The organism is Aquimarina sp. AU474 (genome assembly GCF_900312815.1).
Taxonomy (GTDB): Bacteria; Bacteroidota; Bacteroidia; order Flavobacteriales; family Flavobacteriaceae; genus Aquimarina.
In genome coordinates this window covers 602,168-616,276 of record NZ_OMPE01000008.1, presented here as the reverse complement: position 1 = coordinate 616,276, position 14,109 = coordinate 602,168, and the positions used below count along the sequence as shown (strand labels likewise).

Below are 14,109 nucleotides of genomic sequence, written 5' to 3'. Positions count from 1 at the left end.
TTTTTCTTCAATTTAGCCTCAACTAATTACACAAACTCAACTTATGAAAATATGCTATTACCTAACACCAAGAACATGGTGTTTACTTAGGATTAATACCTAAAGAAACATACATTTTGTAAAGCAATAAATCGGGAACATACTTTTTATTGATATTAAAAAAATGTGTTATCGAACATTAGAACCCGAAATTTTTTATCATTCTTGTCACAATAGTAACACTCTCTATCGTCGAAACCCGGTTTTTGCTTTTCATTTTATTTCTTAAAAGAAACGAAGTACAATTCTCAAAGCTCTTTTTACCTAATTATTTTTAACTACGGTCTACAACTGACACATACGTTTTTTTGCAGATCAAAATAAATAAACAAAATGAAGACAATCAAATTATTGGCGCTTAGCTCTATAATCGCAGGAACTATATTTTCCTGTCAAAAAGATGAAATTAAATCAGAAGTTAATGAAATCGATAATACTCCTACCAAAGAACAACTAATAAAGTTGTCAGACATGGGAGTAAATACAAATAATGTTACCATAAAATCCATTACAGATCTAGATGGAAGTGTAGCTGATTATTTTGTAAATGATACAGATCTTGCAATACCAGTTTCTGATCTGCAAGACCAAGCTAGTTTATCATCTTTAAGTAATGGTACTAAACAGTACAGGACTAGGAATTTAATTTCTAGTAATAATAGAACTATCGATGTATTAGGATTTACAGGTGGTGGTGGAAATGGTTTGGATGCAACAAATCGTCAAGCACTACAGATAGCTGTAAATAATTATAATCGTATAAACAGTTCATTAAATCTAAGACTTACCTTTGGAACGAACTATCAAGCGGCAGATCTTGTTGTATATGTTCGTGGTGATTTAGGATCTGGTGGATTAGCAGGATTTCCTTCTCGCGGTAGACCATACAAATGGGCGAGAATTGGTCCAAGCGTATCTAGACAAGGTGTAACATACGCATCACATGTAATTACTCATGAAATGGGACATTGTGTTGGTTTACGCCATACAGATTGGTTTGCAAGAGTTTGTAATGGTGTCAATGAAGGACAAGGATCTGATGGTGCAATACATATCCCAGGTACACCAACAGGTATTGACAGGCTTTCTGTAATGATTTCTTGCCCTACAGGTAACGAAAATGGAGTGTTTAGTAACGGTGATGTTACGGCATTAGAATACTTATATTAAAAAACAAAAATCGGTGTAAGAGCTTTGATTTTGATAAAGATAGAGGCTTCCTGTAAGGGGAGCCTTTTCTATTTCATTTAATTAACAATTTTACCATCTACCATAGTAAGTTTTCTATCTGCCATATCAGCTAGTTCACGATTATGAGTAACGATTACAAAAGTTTGCCCAAACTCATCTCTTAATTTAAAAAATAACTTATGAAGGTTTTCTGCAGCTTCACTATCTAAATTACCAGAAGGTTCGTCTGCAAATATTACTTTTGGGTTATTAATTAAAGCTCTAGCTACAGCTACCCGCTGCTGTTCTCCTCCAGATAATTCACTAGGTTTATGATCATATCGATGAGAAAGCCCAAGAAAATCAAGGAGTTCTTTTGCTCTTTTTTCGGCTTTTGATTTAGAAATTTTGCCTATATATGCCGGAATACAAACATTCTCTAGTGCCGTAAATTCTGGTAATAATTGATGAAATTGAAAAATAAAACCTAGTTGTTCATTTCTAAATTTTGAAAGGTTTTTTTGGGATAAAGAGTTTATTTTAGATTCATTTATAATCAGATCGCTTTCTTTTATTTCTGATGCTCTATCTAAAGTACCCAAAATTTGTAACAAGGTTGTTTTTCCTGCACCCGAGGCACCAACAATAGATACAATTTCTCCTTGTTTAATATGTAAATCTACACCTTTTAATACATGTAAATCCCCATAATTTTTATGAATATTATTTGCTTTGATCATCTATTTTAAACTTACAAGGAGTGAAAGTAATCAATATTCGTAGAAACCCCAAGATTATCCTTTAGAAGAGCTTTTTAAATTATTTACATCAAGGAAATATACTACCCTAAGGGATAATGTATGTTGTATGGCTTGGCCAAATAAATTATCCAAACTATCAGAGTAATTTAGAGTAGAAAACTCATCTTGATTAAAAATTTGATTTCTATAGAGTAAGGTAGCTTCACTTCCAGGAGCGAACCTCCAGTTAAAACTAAGGTCTAGATTCCAAATATTAAAATTGGTATTTGGATCGTTTTCAGAGGTATCATACGCAACTTGACTTCGGGAACCGTCCTCATTTAACATAAAAAACACATTATCGCTATAATCTGCTGTACTCCAGAAATTCCTGAAGCGAAGATTTATAGCTTTATATGGATCAAAGTTATAACTTGCACTTAACGAATTTTCAATGGTGGTGATATCTCTTTGTCCCAAAAAAACATCCGTATCATCATTATCAATGTATCCAAAGCTTTTGTTTCTTATTGAATAATCTGTGGTCCAGATCATTAATAACTTATCAGAAAAACGATATCTAGGGGATATATTGATTCCATAGTTTTCTTGAGGATCTGCAAACCAATTTCGATAAGATACTCTAAGATCATAGGCAAATTTTTTCCTGAAATCAGAAGATACCCAAGCGTTACCTCCAACATTTTCACTAAAAGTGACAAATCTTCCTTGCACTCGTGGTTCAAAATAATTATCAGTATCAGAATTATAGTTCGTAAACCCACCAAAAGCAAAACGCTCTCGAGTAACAAAAAACCAATCGGCACCAATAGTATTTTGTGTTTTTACGCTTGGATCATATAATCTACGGTGCCTAACAAATACATTAAACCTATAGGTGTTAAATTTTCCTTTTGGTTCAAAAATTTGATAAGAGCCACTTACTCTAAAATTATTAAAGTTATTCCTGAAATTAACGCCTAAATCATTTATATCATAGGTTTTATTAGCTAGGTCATAACCAAAACCATATCTAAAATTACCTTTAATCCTATCAAAATCAACTTCGGCACCAAAACCTCCTATATTATCACCAGGTAAATTTACTTGACTTACAATGGTTCTTCCTGTAAGTCGATAAGAGTTCGCTTTGTTTGCCAAATTCCAAACTAAACCGGTAACATTAGAATCCCTAAATTCACTACCATTTCTAGTAACATTAGTATTTATTAATGATAGGGATGAATTTTTATTAAATTGTTGATCCAAAACAAAAATGTTGTAGTTCGACAAAGGTTCTACCTCTATTTTTCTTACATCACCAGTAATGGTATCAGTTACTCTTACCTCTGTTTTTTCTGTAATTGCATTAAATAATCCGATTCCGAGATTGCCTTTGGTTCTTCCCGAAACTTTTAAAGCATTTAATAAATTCACTTTTGAAGGATTATCTTCGGCAACTTCGTTAATTTCAAGGTCATCATCAGATACTGATCCTGTTGGCCCGTTACCCACACGTCTCGAAAAGAAAATATCTCCTTTATTAAACAATTCTGTTCCTTCAGTAAAAAATTGCCTATTCTCTCCAAACGTTTGTTCAAAAGGTCCCAGATTAAGGCGTACTTCATCAAAAGCGGCTTGGCCAAAATCGGGGATCAATGTGGCATCCAGCGTAAAACTATCACTCAAACCATATTTTACATCCACTCCTGCGCTAAAATCTGTTTCAGTACTACCGTCAAATTCAGAAACCACTCCTTGTAAGAAAGGGAAAAAGGTTAATCGTACCGGAGGATCAATATTCTCAACACCTCTTACCAAACCATTATATTGCGTTTGTTGACCAATTTCTCTATTTATAAAATTCCAAGTATGTGTTTGATTACGTGCTTGTGATCTTCGGTAGAAGTTAATACTCCAATCTTGTACATCGATCTCAGGAAAACGAAGTGCATTATAAGGGATTTTAAATTCGGCATACCAACCTTTACTATCGAATGAAATCTTAGCATCAAAAACTACATTATAGCTAAAATCTTCGTTAAATTGATCCGCTCGAGCATCTCCTATGGTACCTGCACTGGTTATAAAAAAACGAGTTTCATTAACTCCATCATTATAGGTGTTAATGGCAATACTAAAGAAGTCAGCTTGCACAAAAACATTATCACGTTGACTAAATTGTCTTAGTATTTTATCGGGTTCATCATCATATAAATAGGCCGCAAAATAAATAGCTTTATTATCATAAGCCATTTTTACTTCGGTTTGTAGGTTTTCTGGGATAACACCATCATTTCCTGGTCGCCACATATGAAAACCTCCATTACCGGGAATATCTTGCCAAATATTGTCATCAAGAATACCATCTATTTTAGGTGCTGTAGAAATTCTTTTAGCTCTAATTTCCTTTTTTTCTTGTGCTAAAACACTAATGGTGACCATAAAAAAAAGCACACTTAATTTGGTGCGTAGAAGTGTATCCATATATTGTAATAAAATCCTTACTTTTTCGACTTAGTTGCAAAACTAGGATTGTTGTGATATACCTGGTACTAATGAAAAGTTAAAAAGTGTATATTGCGTTTAATATAAATGTATTTTCGTTAAACAAAAATTGATTTTAACAAAATTATGGCAGACTTACGTATTGAAACTGCAGTTTTTGCAGGTGGATGTTTCTGGTGTACAGAAGCAGTTTTTCAACGCTTAGAAGGAGTTCAAAAAGTAATTTCTGGTTATACCGGAGGAACGATTAAGAATCCTGCATATAGGGAGATAACTACAGGTAGAACTGGGCATGCTGAAGCTATCAAAATAGAATTTGATCCAGGCGTAATTAGTTACGCAGAGTTATTAGAGGTGTTTTTTGCAACACATGACCCAACAACATTAAATCAACAAGGTGCAGATCGTGGTACACAGTATCGAAGTGCGATTTTTTATACAAATGAAACACAAAAGGAGATTGCAGAGGGAATAATTAATGAACTTCAAAATCTAAAAGTATTCGAGAACCCTATTGTAACTGAAATAACAGAATTAGGGGAGTATTATAATGCTGAGAGTTATCATCAAAATTATTACAATCAAAATAGCAGTCAAGGATATTGCCAGTTTGTGATAAATCCTAAACTTAATAAATTAAGTACTACCTTTAAAAATAAATTGAAAAAAGAAAAATTGAAGTAATTGCTATGCAGTATAAGAATTTTGAGGAATATAATATTGAAGTTACAGAAGAAGTAAAAGATAAATTTAAGTCTATAATATCGGGTATCGGAGAAGACCTGGATAGAGATGGTATTGTTAAGACACCCGAACGAGCTGCAAAGGCCATGTTATTTTTGACTCAAGGTTACCATCAGGATCCTGCCGAGATACTTAAAGGCGCCATGTTTAAAGAAGATTATGACGATATGGTAATTGTAAAGGATATAGAATTGTATTCTCTATGCGAACACCATATGTTGCCATTTTTTGGAAAAGCTCATATTGCTTACATCCCTAATGGACATATTGTAGGGTTAAGTAAACTACCTCGTATAGTAGATGTGTTTTCAAGAAGGTTACAAGTTCAGGAACGACTTACTCATGATATATTAGAATGTATAAATGATACCCTAAAACCAAAAGGAGTTGCAGTAGTAATAGAAGCGTCGCACATGTGCATGATGATGCGTGGGGTCCAAAAACAAAACTCTGTTACAACAACATCAGGTTTTAGAGGGCAATTTGAAAAAATAGAAACCAGAACCGAATTTTTAAGGCTTATTACCGCCGATTTAGGATAATTTTTTTTGGAATACTATTTGCTTTATCACTAATGTAATTTAACCTAATTAATAATATGGCAAAAGATAAGTATAAAAAATTAGCATTAAGCCTTCTGTTTGATGCGCTAGGTATGGTGACTTTCATTATCCCTATGGTTGGAGAGTTTGGTGATGTAATCTGGGCTCCATTAGCCGGTTGGTTAATGACTAGAATGTATAAGGGTAATATAGGTAAAGCAGCGGGAGTTTTTACTTTTATTGAAGAAGCGCTTCCTGGATTTGATGTGATACCAACATTTACTATTATGTGGGTATATACCTATGTGATAAAAAAGGAAAAAGTAAAAGATATTATCGATGTAGATATTTCTTAATTTTTAAAAAAACGAGCAAACCCCATTCTAGAAAGCATTTTCTTTTCAAAATTCCAGAAAAATTTGAATTGGCCAAATAACCAGCCTACAATAAGTAGTAACATTTGATATGCCGGGAAAATAAGTAATATTCGTATTGGCCAATAAATCCAACCACTAGTACTTTCTTTATGAAGACCGATAAAAGAGATTATTGGATCTGAAAGACGAGCAGAGGTAGAACCTGTGATAGCAAATGCAATAAATATGGCTATGAGTTCCCATCGGTAGGTAACACTCCATTTGTTTTCAAGAACACCAAAAAGCTTTAATGTAATATATAATAGGAGTGAAGTAAAAAAAATAGTTATTGCCGATAATACACCTAAATAAGAAGAATCTGATTGAGAAAGATTAAAAGAACCTAAAATAGATTTACTTATTAAATATCCCGAAAACACCAAACTCATTAGTCCAATTACAGGAAATATTAACTGCCAGTTAGATTGTATCTCCCAACGATCTTTAAATTTTTGCATGGCGCAAAAGTACAATTAAAAAAAACGGAAATCAAAACCTTTGCCCTCGAGAAAAAGCAAATCGCTGTCGATATCTTTGTTGAAAATATAAAAAGTAATTATAGAGTAAATAATTTACTTCATATCCATAATCTATTTGCGACTCATAATTTATTTGTTGAAGATATAAATTGGGATTAAAACGTTGTGGTTGTGTTACTCTTTGATTGTATTCAATTACAAAAAGATTGTTACGAGAGGCTAGAAATTGCTCTGAGTAATAACCTCGTGGTCTTTGTGTAACTAACCAAGCATTAAAACCTGGTTCGATAATAATAATTTCATATTCCAAACTATCATTAGCAATTCTAAGTGTATCTGATACGGTAGTATTTGAAGCCACACCAATATTTCTATCTTTTGTTGTAGCACAACTATAGATAAAAACTCCCAAAACAATAATATATATTACTTTTTTAATCATTCCGAAGGTTAAGGTACAAAAAAGCCGAAGACATAGCTTCGGCTTTAACCATATTTTATGATCGGTTTATTTACCGAATAGTCCTCCTAATAGACCTCCTAAACCACTTTTTTTCTGCCCGCCACCACTCAATAACATTCCTGCTACATCATCAAGAATACTTCCATCACCATCAGCATCAAGAAATGATTCGATTAGTGACTGTTCTTTAGATCCTTGAGCTGCACCAGACATACCACCTAGTAGGCTAGAAAGACCATTAGCATCACTAACATTATTTTGCGAAGCTTGTTTTCCTAATACACCCATAAGAATTGGAGCTGCTACTTTAAGAATTTGAGCTACAGAACCGGCATCTATTCCAGATTTTTGACTTAATGCATTTTCTACAGCTGGTTGTTTACCTCCTAGAATATGTCCCAGGATTCCTGCACCATCATTAGTAACACTTTGATCTACACCACCTTCAAACAGGCCTCCTAAATTATCTAAGATTCCTCCTGAATGTTTTCCAGAAAGTGCACCTAAAAGTCCAGAAGCTCCTTCTGGAGTCGATGCATTTCTTTGCATAGCGCCCATTAAAACTGGCATAGCCATACTTAATAAACTACCAGTTTTATCTGCAGATTGCCCTGTTTGTGAGCTTACTCCGCTAATGATTTGCTTGCCCATAGGGCTATTTAAAAGTTCTAAAATTCCAGACATAGTAATATATTTTGTTTTTACGATTCTAAATTTACATCTTTTAATCTAAGAATTAAAGAGAAGAGGAGCTTTTATTTTCCTAAAAACCAGACCAAAAACATATTTACCAGTTGAAATACAAAAACGTCATTCCTAACTTAGAAATGACGTTTTTAATATAAGCGATATGCTTTAGTTTTTCTATTTCAATATAGTGATAATTTGATCAGCTAATTCCTGACCAATACGATCTTGAGCCTCACCAGTGGCTGCTCCGATATGCGGAGTTAAAGAAATTTTATTATTCATCAAAACTTTGATAGCAGGGTTTGGTTCATCTTCAAAAACATCAAGACCAGCAAAACCTAATTTTTCTTTTTCTAAAGCTTCTACCAATGCAACTTCGTCTACAACACCACCTCGTGCAGCGTTTATAATACCAGCTCCACTTTTCATTTGCTCAATTTCTGATTTGCCAATCACATATTCCTTTTGTGAAGGAACATGTAAGGTGAAGAAATCTGCATTTTTCAATACTTCTTCTTTAGAAACTGTTTTGATTTTAAAATTTAGAGTTTGACCATCATAAAACTCTAATGGTATTTCTACTTCTTCAATAAAAGGATCATAAGCAATAACATTCATTCCAACTCCTATGGCTATCTTGGCAGTGGCTTGACCTATACGACCTATACCAATAACACCAAGAGTTTTTCCTCTTAATTCGATCCCGCTAGCATAAGCTTTTTTAAGGTTTTTAAATTTACTATCTCCTTCAAGAGGCATATTTCTATTAGAATCATGTAAAAATCTAACACTACCATATAAGTGTGCAAATACTAATTCGGCTACAGAGCCAGAAGAAGCAGCTGGAGTATTAATTACATGTAATCCCTTTTCTCTAGCATAAGCAACATCAATGTTATCCATTCCTACACCACCACGGCCAATAATTTTAAGTGATGGGCAGTTATCAATAATATCAGTTCTTACCTTGGTAGCACTACGAACTAATAATACCGAAATTTCATTATCATTAATATAGTCTACTAATTGATCCTGAGCGACAGTAGTTGTTAACACTTGGTATCCACTTTTTTCAAGAGCATCAATACCGCTTTGAGATACACCGTCGTTTGCTAATACTTTCATTATTAAATTTTTAGTTTTTATTATACAGTTGGTTACGCTTTTCTTTCTAAATCCCCCATTACATCAACAAGAGCAGCTACACTTTCCATGGTCATAGCGTTATACATACTTGCTCTATATCCACCAACACTTCTGTGTCCATTTACTCCGTTAATACCCGCTTCTTTCCACATATCATCAAAAGTTTCTTTAAGATCTTCATTTAATAGTGTAAAAGTAGCATTCATGTTAGAACGATCTTCTTTGGCAGCAAAGCCGTTAAATAAAGGATTCAAATCTATTTCAGAATAGATAAGTTTTGCTTTCTTCTCATTCAGCTCTTCAATAGCTTCAATACCACCAAGTTTCTTAAGCCATCTAAGGGTTAACATTGATGTGTACACCGGAAAAACAGGAGGAGTATTAAACATACTACCTTTATTAAGGTGAACCTGATAATCAAGCATAGAAGGAATTTGTCTTTCAATTTTTCCTAATATATCTTCTCTAACCACTACTAGCGTAGTTCCTGCAGGCCCCATATTTTTTTGAGCTCCAGCATAAATCAAAGCGAACTTTGAAAAATCTAATTGTCTTGAAAATATATCACTACTCATATCACAAATTAATGGAGCGTCTGTTACAGGGAAGTCCTTCATTTGTGTTCCAAAAATAGTGTTGTTACTTGTGCAATGTAAATAATCTAAATCCTTAGGTATTTGATACCCTTTTGGGATGTAATTAAAATTAGAATCTTTAGAAGATGCAATTTCAATAACTTCTCCAAATAATTTTGCTTCCTTTATAGCTTTATCACTCCAACTACCTGTATTAATATATCCAGCTTTGGTTTGCAATAAATTATAAGCAACCATAAGAAATTGAGTACTTGCTCCACCTTGTAAGAAAAGAGCTTTGTACCCTTTACCCTCAAGACCTAGAAGTTCTAGAGCAAGACTGCGAGCTTCTTCCATAATATCAACAAAATCCTTACTTCGATGCGAAATTTCAATAAGAGAAAGACCGGAGTCATTATAATCCAAAATAGCTTGAGATGCTTGTTTAAATACTTCTTGTGGTAAAATGCAGGGTCCAGCGCTAAAATTGTGCTTTTTCATCGATAATTTGTTAGTATTAATAATTTCCAGTTTGTATCTTCTTTTTTCTTCCAATTAAAGGGAGAAAAAAACACCACAAAGGTGCTAATAATCTTATACAAATGCATTATCAAAATGATAAATTATTCAATTAATTTTTGTCAAAAATTCAATAATATCAATGCCATCTGCGTAATCTGAAAGTTTTGGACTTTGAGTTTGTCCAAAATCTATATTTTCGTGAACAATATCAGTAGCTACCACGCATTGAATTTTTTCTTCATCGTTTTTTAGTTTTTCTGATAATTTTGATTCTGAAACATACGTTTCATAAAACACTGTGGCTATTGGTGATGCGTAGCTTTTATCTTCTTTGAGCATTAAAAAACCATTTTCAAAAAGTTTATAATTACTCATTAAGTATACTGCTTTATTATAGTCATAATTGTTGGCATACTTTGCGCTATTCATAATATCATGATACGGATAGATGGCTTTGAAAAATTGATCAAAATCATATCCTTCGGGAATCATCAATTTTGATACACTTCTACAGCCTAATCCATAATACCTAAAAATATCTTTACCCAAAGCTGTAAGCTGATCTGCCGTTTCTTTTCCGGTTAATATGGCTACAGAATTTCTGCTTTTACGGATGATATTAGGAACTTTACCAAAATAATATTCAAAATACCTAGAAGTATTATTACTTCCTGTAGCTATAACTGCATCAAAATGAGATAACCTATCAGAAGTAAATGAAATGTACTCTTTGAACTCTGGTGCCACAGCAATAAGATATGACGCCAAAAAAGGAAGAAGCTGATCATCATCTGATGATTGCTTGATTAGCACTTTATGACCAACAATTAGGACAGATAAAAAATCATGAAAACCAACTAACGGTATATTACCCGCCATGATTGCTCCTATAGTTTTTGGAGTGATTGTTTTTAAAGAATAAGGAGATAACCAGTCATTAAGGTTTTCTTTAGAAAGAGCTTGACCCCATTCATTTAACGAAAAAAGTACGTTTTCTTTTGTGAACCAACCATTATAATGCACAGCAGAATCAATCTTATTTACCATTCCATCAAAAAAATCATCATTCAATAGAACAGTATCAACTTGCTCATAACCAGTAGATTTAAATTGACTTAAGAAGTTTCCTAATTCAGAAAAAGCGCGTACGCGATCATTTAATACCATTTCTTATTTGTTTATCATTGGTTTACGAGTTATTTTTGTCATGCAAATTTAGAATAAAAAAGAGCTATGGCAATTATAATAACTGATGAATGTATAAACTGTGGTGCTTGTGAGCCAGAATGCCCAAACACAGCAATTTATGAAGGTGCAGATGATTGGAGATATTCTGATGGTACAGATTTAGAAGGAGATGTTGTACTTCCTGGAGGAAAAGCAGTCAACTCTGATGAGGCTCAGGAACCTGTTAGTGACGAAATATATTATATAGTACCTGATAAATGTACAGAATGTAAAGGTTTTCATGAAGAACCACAATGTGCAGCGGTATGCCCGGTGGATTGTTGCGTTCCTGATGAAGATGTTGTTGAAACTGAAGAGTTTTTATTACAGAAGCAATCTTTTATGCACAAAGAATAGTCTAGATAGGACAAATAAATACTAAAACCTGCTCTATGGCAGGTTTTTTTATGCTTGTTTTTTAAATTTTAGTATTTTCGCCATTATTAAACAACCTCAAATCAAATCAAAAATTATGAAAAAAATTATCATTTTCCTGGTACTAACTGTTTGTGCAGTTACTTCTAATGCACAATATAGGTGGGAAGTTTCTGCAGGACCTACTTTTTCTACTTTAAATCTAGATGATGTTGAAACTAGTAGTGGAACTGGTTTTTATGTTAATGCTGGTTACGGTTATGTAATGGGCGTAAGAGCAAAAACGAGTATTGTATTTTCTTTAGAACTTTTGCAACGTAAGAGTGAAATAGAAAATGTAGGAGATGCCAAAACGCTGCAAGTTGGTCTTAATCCAAAATTTAGATATTTATTTGGAGCAGGAAAGGATAGATTTCGTGCGTTTGTAAATGTAGGTCCTTCTTTCAGAGTAAATACAAAGTTTGAAGTTGCGGATGTAGAATTAGAAGATGATGCTTTTGAGAAGTTGATCATTGGTGGAGTATATGGAGCAGGTTTCTCGCAAATGGTTGGAGAAATGTTCGATATCATGGCCGAAGTTGGAGTTATGAATGATTTTGTAGATAATATAACAGATACTAATAGTAAGTTTTTTGATATCTATGCTAGAGTAGGTATACGATTTCGAATTTATGATGCTAGACGATAATAAAAACATAGATCTTAATAGTTAAAATCCTGCTTCGGCAGGATTTTTTTTATAATTAACTTTAATTTTTTGTAAATTAGTTACTTACGAAAAAAGAATCAGATGTCAAATTGGGGATATATAGTAATCGTTTTGGTTGTACTGTACATTGTAATAAATGTAGTATTGTATTATCTTCAGGAGTACTTCATCTTTAAACCAGAAAAATTAGATAAAGATTTTGAGTTTCATTATAACAATCAAGTTGTAGAAGAATACAACCTCAAAACACGAGATGACGCCGTTATTAATGGGCTCCATTTTAAAGTAGATAATCCCAAAGGCGTTGTACTATATCTTAAGGGAAACTCTAAAAGTATAAAGGGTTGGGGAAAGTTTGCCGTGGATTTTACTAGACACGGTTATGATGTCATCATGCTAGATTATAGAGGCTTTGGTAAAAGTACAGGAAGACGTTCTTTTAAAGCAATAAAAAGAGATCTTCAATTCGTATATAATAAAATTAAAGATAAAGTAAACGAAAAGTATATCATTTTATATGGTCGTTCTATGGGTTCTGGTTTTGCGGCAAAATTAGCATCTATAAATAACCCCAAAATGCTCATACTGGATGCTCCATATTATAGTTTAAATAAAGTTGCGGCCAAATTCATACCATTTATGCCAGTATCATTGATAATGCGTTATCCTATTCCTACCTATAAATGGCTTAAATATGTGAATTGCCCAATCCATATCATTCATGGAACACATGATAAACTAATACCTTTTAAATCTAGTGTAAAGTTGTCTAAAATAAGACCTAAGCTTACTAGATTATATACCGTGATAGGAGGAGGGCATAAAAACCTTAATAATTTCGAATCTTATCATAAGATGTTAGGAGAGATTATTAATTCTAGAATAAAAAGAATAAATTTATCTAAAACGAGCATAGGAGTAATGCATACTTCAAAAAAAGTGAATGCGTAAATTAAAAAAAATAATGTTTTGGATTATTTCGATTTATGCAGTGATTCTTTTAACTCTTTATCTTTTTCAAGAAAAAATTCTTTTCCAACCCGAAATATTACCTGTAGATTATGTTTATCAATTTGATCAGCCATTTAAAGAGGTTTTCTTAAAAACCAATGATGGCAGTCTACTAAATGGTCTACATTTTACAAACAAGAACACCAAAGGTGTGATCTTGTATTTTCATGGAAACAGAGGTAGTTTGAAACGTTGGGGAGAAATAGCTTCTTATTTTGCTTTAAAACAGTATGATATAGTGATCATGGATTATCGAAGCTACGGAAAAAGTACCGGTAAGATTACGGAGCAAATATTATATGATGATGCTCAACTTTTTTATAACTATGTATTGGATAAATATCCTAAACAACGCATTATTATTTATGGCCGATCATTAGGAACAGGTATTGCTACAAAAGTTGCATCAGAGAATAATCCTGCCGCACTTGTATTAGAAACGCCATATTTCAATATGAAAGATGTTTCAGAAAGTTGGTTGCCTTATGTTCCAACAGGTATTTTATTAAAATATAAAATACCTTCAAACGAATTCATTCAGAAAGTGAAATGCAATATTACTATCTATCACGGTACGGCAGATAAGGTAGTGCCACTAGCATCGGGTAAACGATTATACGAAAGTATATCTATTCCCAACAAGAAAATGATTACCATACCTAAAGGATCTCATAATAATCTAATACAATTTGAAGAATATCAATCTACTATAGAAACTACTCTAAGCAATTAATTTTACATTGCCATCAAACA

Annotated in this window: 16 protein-coding genes; 8 read left to right on the top strand and 8 right to left on the bottom strand. The window is 33.0% G+C overall.

Translation table 11 applies throughout. From position 1 onward, the window contains the following. Positions 1–372: 372 nt before the first annotated feature. Positions 373–1,209 carry a M57 family metalloprotease gene (locus DK508_RS12615; RefSeq protein WP_109301111.1) on the top strand — a complete coding sequence of 279 codons (837 nt, stop codon included), beginning with the start codon at positions 373–375 and terminating at the stop codon, positions 1,207–1,209. A 77-nt stretch (positions 1,210–1,286) separates the two neighbouring features. Here the strand turns inward: DK508_RS12615 and DK508_RS12610 are convergent, their stop codons facing one another. Then, entirely contained in the window at positions 1,287–1,949 is a 663-nt protein-coding gene (locus DK508_RS12610; protein ID WP_109301110.1) for an ABC transporter ATP-binding protein, read from the bottom strand. Positions 1,950–2,003: 54 nt separating this feature from the next. Then, positions 2,004–4,436, bottom strand: a complete 2,433-nt coding sequence (locus tag DK508_RS12605) for a DUF5916 domain-containing protein (RefSeq protein ID WP_109301109.1) — start codon at positions 4,434–4,436, stop codon at positions 2,004–2,006. Positions 4,437–4,583: 147 nt separating this feature from the next. Here DK508_RS12605 and msrA point away from each other — a divergent pair, with 147 nt between their 5' ends. Genes msrA through DK508_RS12590 form a run of 3 tightly spaced genes read left to right on the top strand, consistent with a single transcriptional unit; the run spans position 4,584 to position 6,099 of the window. Further along, a complete protein-coding gene (msrA, locus tag DK508_RS12600) occupies positions 4,584–5,141 on the top strand; it encodes a peptide-methionine (S)-S-oxide reductase MsrA (protein ID WP_109301108.1) in 558 nt (185 codons plus the stop codon). 5 nt (positions 5,142–5,146) lie between these two features. Next, positions 5,147–5,743, top strand: coding sequence for a GTP cyclohydrolase I FolE (folE, locus tag DK508_RS12595; protein WP_109301107.1), 597 nt, complete (start codon positions 5,147–5,149; stop codon positions 5,741–5,743). Positions 5,744–5,799: 56 nt separating this feature from the next. Further along, positions 5,800–6,099, top strand: coding sequence for a hypothetical protein (locus DK508_RS12590; RefSeq protein WP_109301106.1), 300 nt, complete (start codon positions 5,800–5,802; stop codon positions 6,097–6,099). Here the strand turns inward: DK508_RS12590 and DK508_RS12585 are convergent. The 6 genes from DK508_RS12585 to DK508_RS12560 form a co-directional block, all read right to left on the bottom strand. Next, complete coding sequence (locus DK508_RS12585; RefSeq protein ID WP_109301105.1) at positions 6,096–6,617, bottom strand: DUF6787 family protein; 522 nt, start codon at positions 6,615–6,617, stop codon at positions 6,096–6,098. The two genes, DK508_RS12590 and DK508_RS12585, sit on opposite strands and share 4 nt — an antisense overlap. A gap of 31 nt (positions 6,618–6,648) precedes the next feature. Next, positions 6,649–7,080 (bottom strand): DUF6146 family protein, encoded by a 432-nt coding sequence (locus DK508_RS12580; protein ID WP_370443844.1) that lies wholly within the window; start codon positions 7,078–7,080, stop codon positions 6,649–6,651. 66 nt (positions 7,081–7,146) lie between these two features. Then, the gene (locus tag DK508_RS12575; protein ID WP_109301104.1) at positions 7,147–7,785 is read right to left on the bottom strand and encodes a DUF937 domain-containing protein; all 639 of its coding nucleotides are present in this window, start codon (positions 7,783–7,785) and stop codon (positions 7,147–7,149) included. A 180-nt stretch (positions 7,786–7,965) separates the two neighbouring features. Further along, positions 7,966–8,916 carry a D-2-hydroxyacid dehydrogenase gene (locus DK508_RS12570; RefSeq protein WP_109301103.1) on the bottom strand — a complete coding sequence of 317 codons (951 nt, stop codon included), beginning with the start codon at positions 8,914–8,916 and terminating at the stop codon, positions 7,966–7,968. 32 nt (positions 8,917–8,948) lie between these two features. Next, positions 8,949–10,013 carry a 3-phosphoserine/phosphohydroxythreonine transaminase gene (gene serC, locus DK508_RS12565; protein ID WP_109301339.1) on the bottom strand — a complete coding sequence of 355 codons (1,065 nt, stop codon included), beginning with the start codon at positions 10,011–10,013 and terminating at the stop codon, positions 8,949–8,951. A gap of 126 nt (positions 10,014–10,139) precedes the next feature. After that, complete coding sequence (locus tag DK508_RS12560) at positions 10,140–11,201, bottom strand: acyl-CoA reductase (protein ID WP_109301102.1); 1,062 nt, start codon at positions 11,199–11,201, stop codon at positions 10,140–10,142. 66 nt (positions 11,202–11,267) lie between these two features. Between DK508_RS12560 and DK508_RS12555 the strand changes: the two genes are divergently transcribed. The 4 genes from DK508_RS12555 to DK508_RS12540 all read left to right on the top strand — a co-directional run bounded on the left by DK508_RS12555 (position 11,268) and on the right by DK508_RS12540 (position 14,089). After that, positions 11,268–11,618: a 4Fe-4S dicluster domain-containing protein gene (locus DK508_RS12555; RefSeq protein WP_109301101.1), complete on the top strand. Its 351-nt coding sequence runs from the start codon at positions 11,268–11,270 to the stop codon at positions 11,616–11,618. Between the two features lie 115 nt (positions 11,619–11,733). Further along, positions 11,734–12,324, top strand: a complete 591-nt coding sequence (locus DK508_RS12550; protein ID WP_109301100.1) for an outer membrane beta-barrel protein — start codon at positions 11,734–11,736, stop codon at positions 12,322–12,324. A 102-nt stretch (positions 12,325–12,426) separates the two neighbouring features. Next, positions 12,427–13,296: an alpha/beta hydrolase gene (locus DK508_RS12545; protein ID WP_109301099.1), complete on the top strand. Its 870-nt coding sequence runs from the start codon at positions 12,427–12,429 to the stop codon at positions 13,294–13,296. Then, positions 13,289–14,089 (top strand): alpha/beta hydrolase, encoded by an 801-nt coding sequence (locus tag DK508_RS12540; RefSeq protein WP_109301098.1) that lies wholly within the window; start codon positions 13,289–13,291, stop codon positions 14,087–14,089. Before DK508_RS12545 ends, DK508_RS12540 begins: the two co-directional genes overlap by 8 nt. The last annotated feature ends 20 nt before the right edge of the window (positions 14,090–14,109 follow it).

Bases quoted from the DNA above. Each gene is read 5' to 3' on its own strand.
- DK508_RS12615 (WP_109301111.1), top strand. From the start codon at position 373: ATGAAGACAATCAAATTATTGGCGCTTAGCTCTATAATCGCAGGAACT.
- DK508_RS12610 (WP_109301110.1), bottom strand. From the start codon at position 1,949: ATGATCAAAGCAAATAATATTCATAAAAATTATGGGGATTTACATGTA.
- DK508_RS12605 (WP_109301109.1), bottom strand. From the start codon at position 4,436: ATGGATACACTTCTACGCACCAAATTAAGTGTGCTTTTTTTTATGGTC.
- msrA (WP_109301108.1), top strand. From the start codon at position 4,584: ATGGCAGACTTACGTATTGAAACTGCAGTTTTTGCAGGTGGATGTTTC.
- folE (WP_109301107.1), top strand. From the start codon at position 5,147: ATGCAGTATAAGAATTTTGAGGAATATAATATTGAAGTTACAGAAGAA.
- DK508_RS12590 (WP_109301106.1), top strand. From the start codon at position 5,800: ATGGCAAAAGATAAGTATAAAAAATTAGCATTAAGCCTTCTGTTTGAT.
- DK508_RS12585 (WP_109301105.1), bottom strand. From the start codon at position 6,617: ATGCAAAAATTTAAAGATCGTTGGGAGATACAATCTAACTGGCAGTTA.
- DK508_RS12580 (WP_370443844.1), bottom strand. From the start codon at position 7,080: ATGATTAAAAAAGTAATATATATTATTGTTTTGGGAGTTTTTATCTAT.
- DK508_RS12575 (WP_109301104.1), bottom strand. From the start codon at position 7,785: ATGTCTGGAATTTTAGAACTTTTAAATAGCCCTATGGGCAAGCAAATC.
- DK508_RS12570 (WP_109301103.1), bottom strand. From the start codon at position 8,916: ATGAAAGTATTAGCAAACGACGGTGTATCTCAAAGCGGTATTGATGCT.
- serC (WP_109301339.1), bottom strand. From the start codon at position 10,013: ATGAAAAAGCACAATTTTAGCGCTGGACCCTGCATTTTACCACAAGAA.
- DK508_RS12560 (WP_109301102.1), bottom strand. From the start codon at position 11,201: ATGGTATTAAATGATCGCGTACGCGCTTTTTCTGAATTAGGAAACTTC.
- DK508_RS12555 (WP_109301101.1), top strand. From the start codon at position 11,268: ATGGCAATTATAATAACTGATGAATGTATAAACTGTGGTGCTTGTGAG.
- DK508_RS12550 (WP_109301100.1), top strand. From the start codon at position 11,734: ATGAAAAAAATTATCATTTTCCTGGTACTAACTGTTTGTGCAGTTACT.
- DK508_RS12545 (WP_109301099.1), top strand. From the start codon at position 12,427: ATGTCAAATTGGGGATATATAGTAATCGTTTTGGTTGTACTGTACATT.
- DK508_RS12540 (WP_109301098.1), top strand. From the start codon at position 13,289: ATGCGTAAATTAAAAAAAATAATGTTTTGGATTATTTCGATTTATGCA.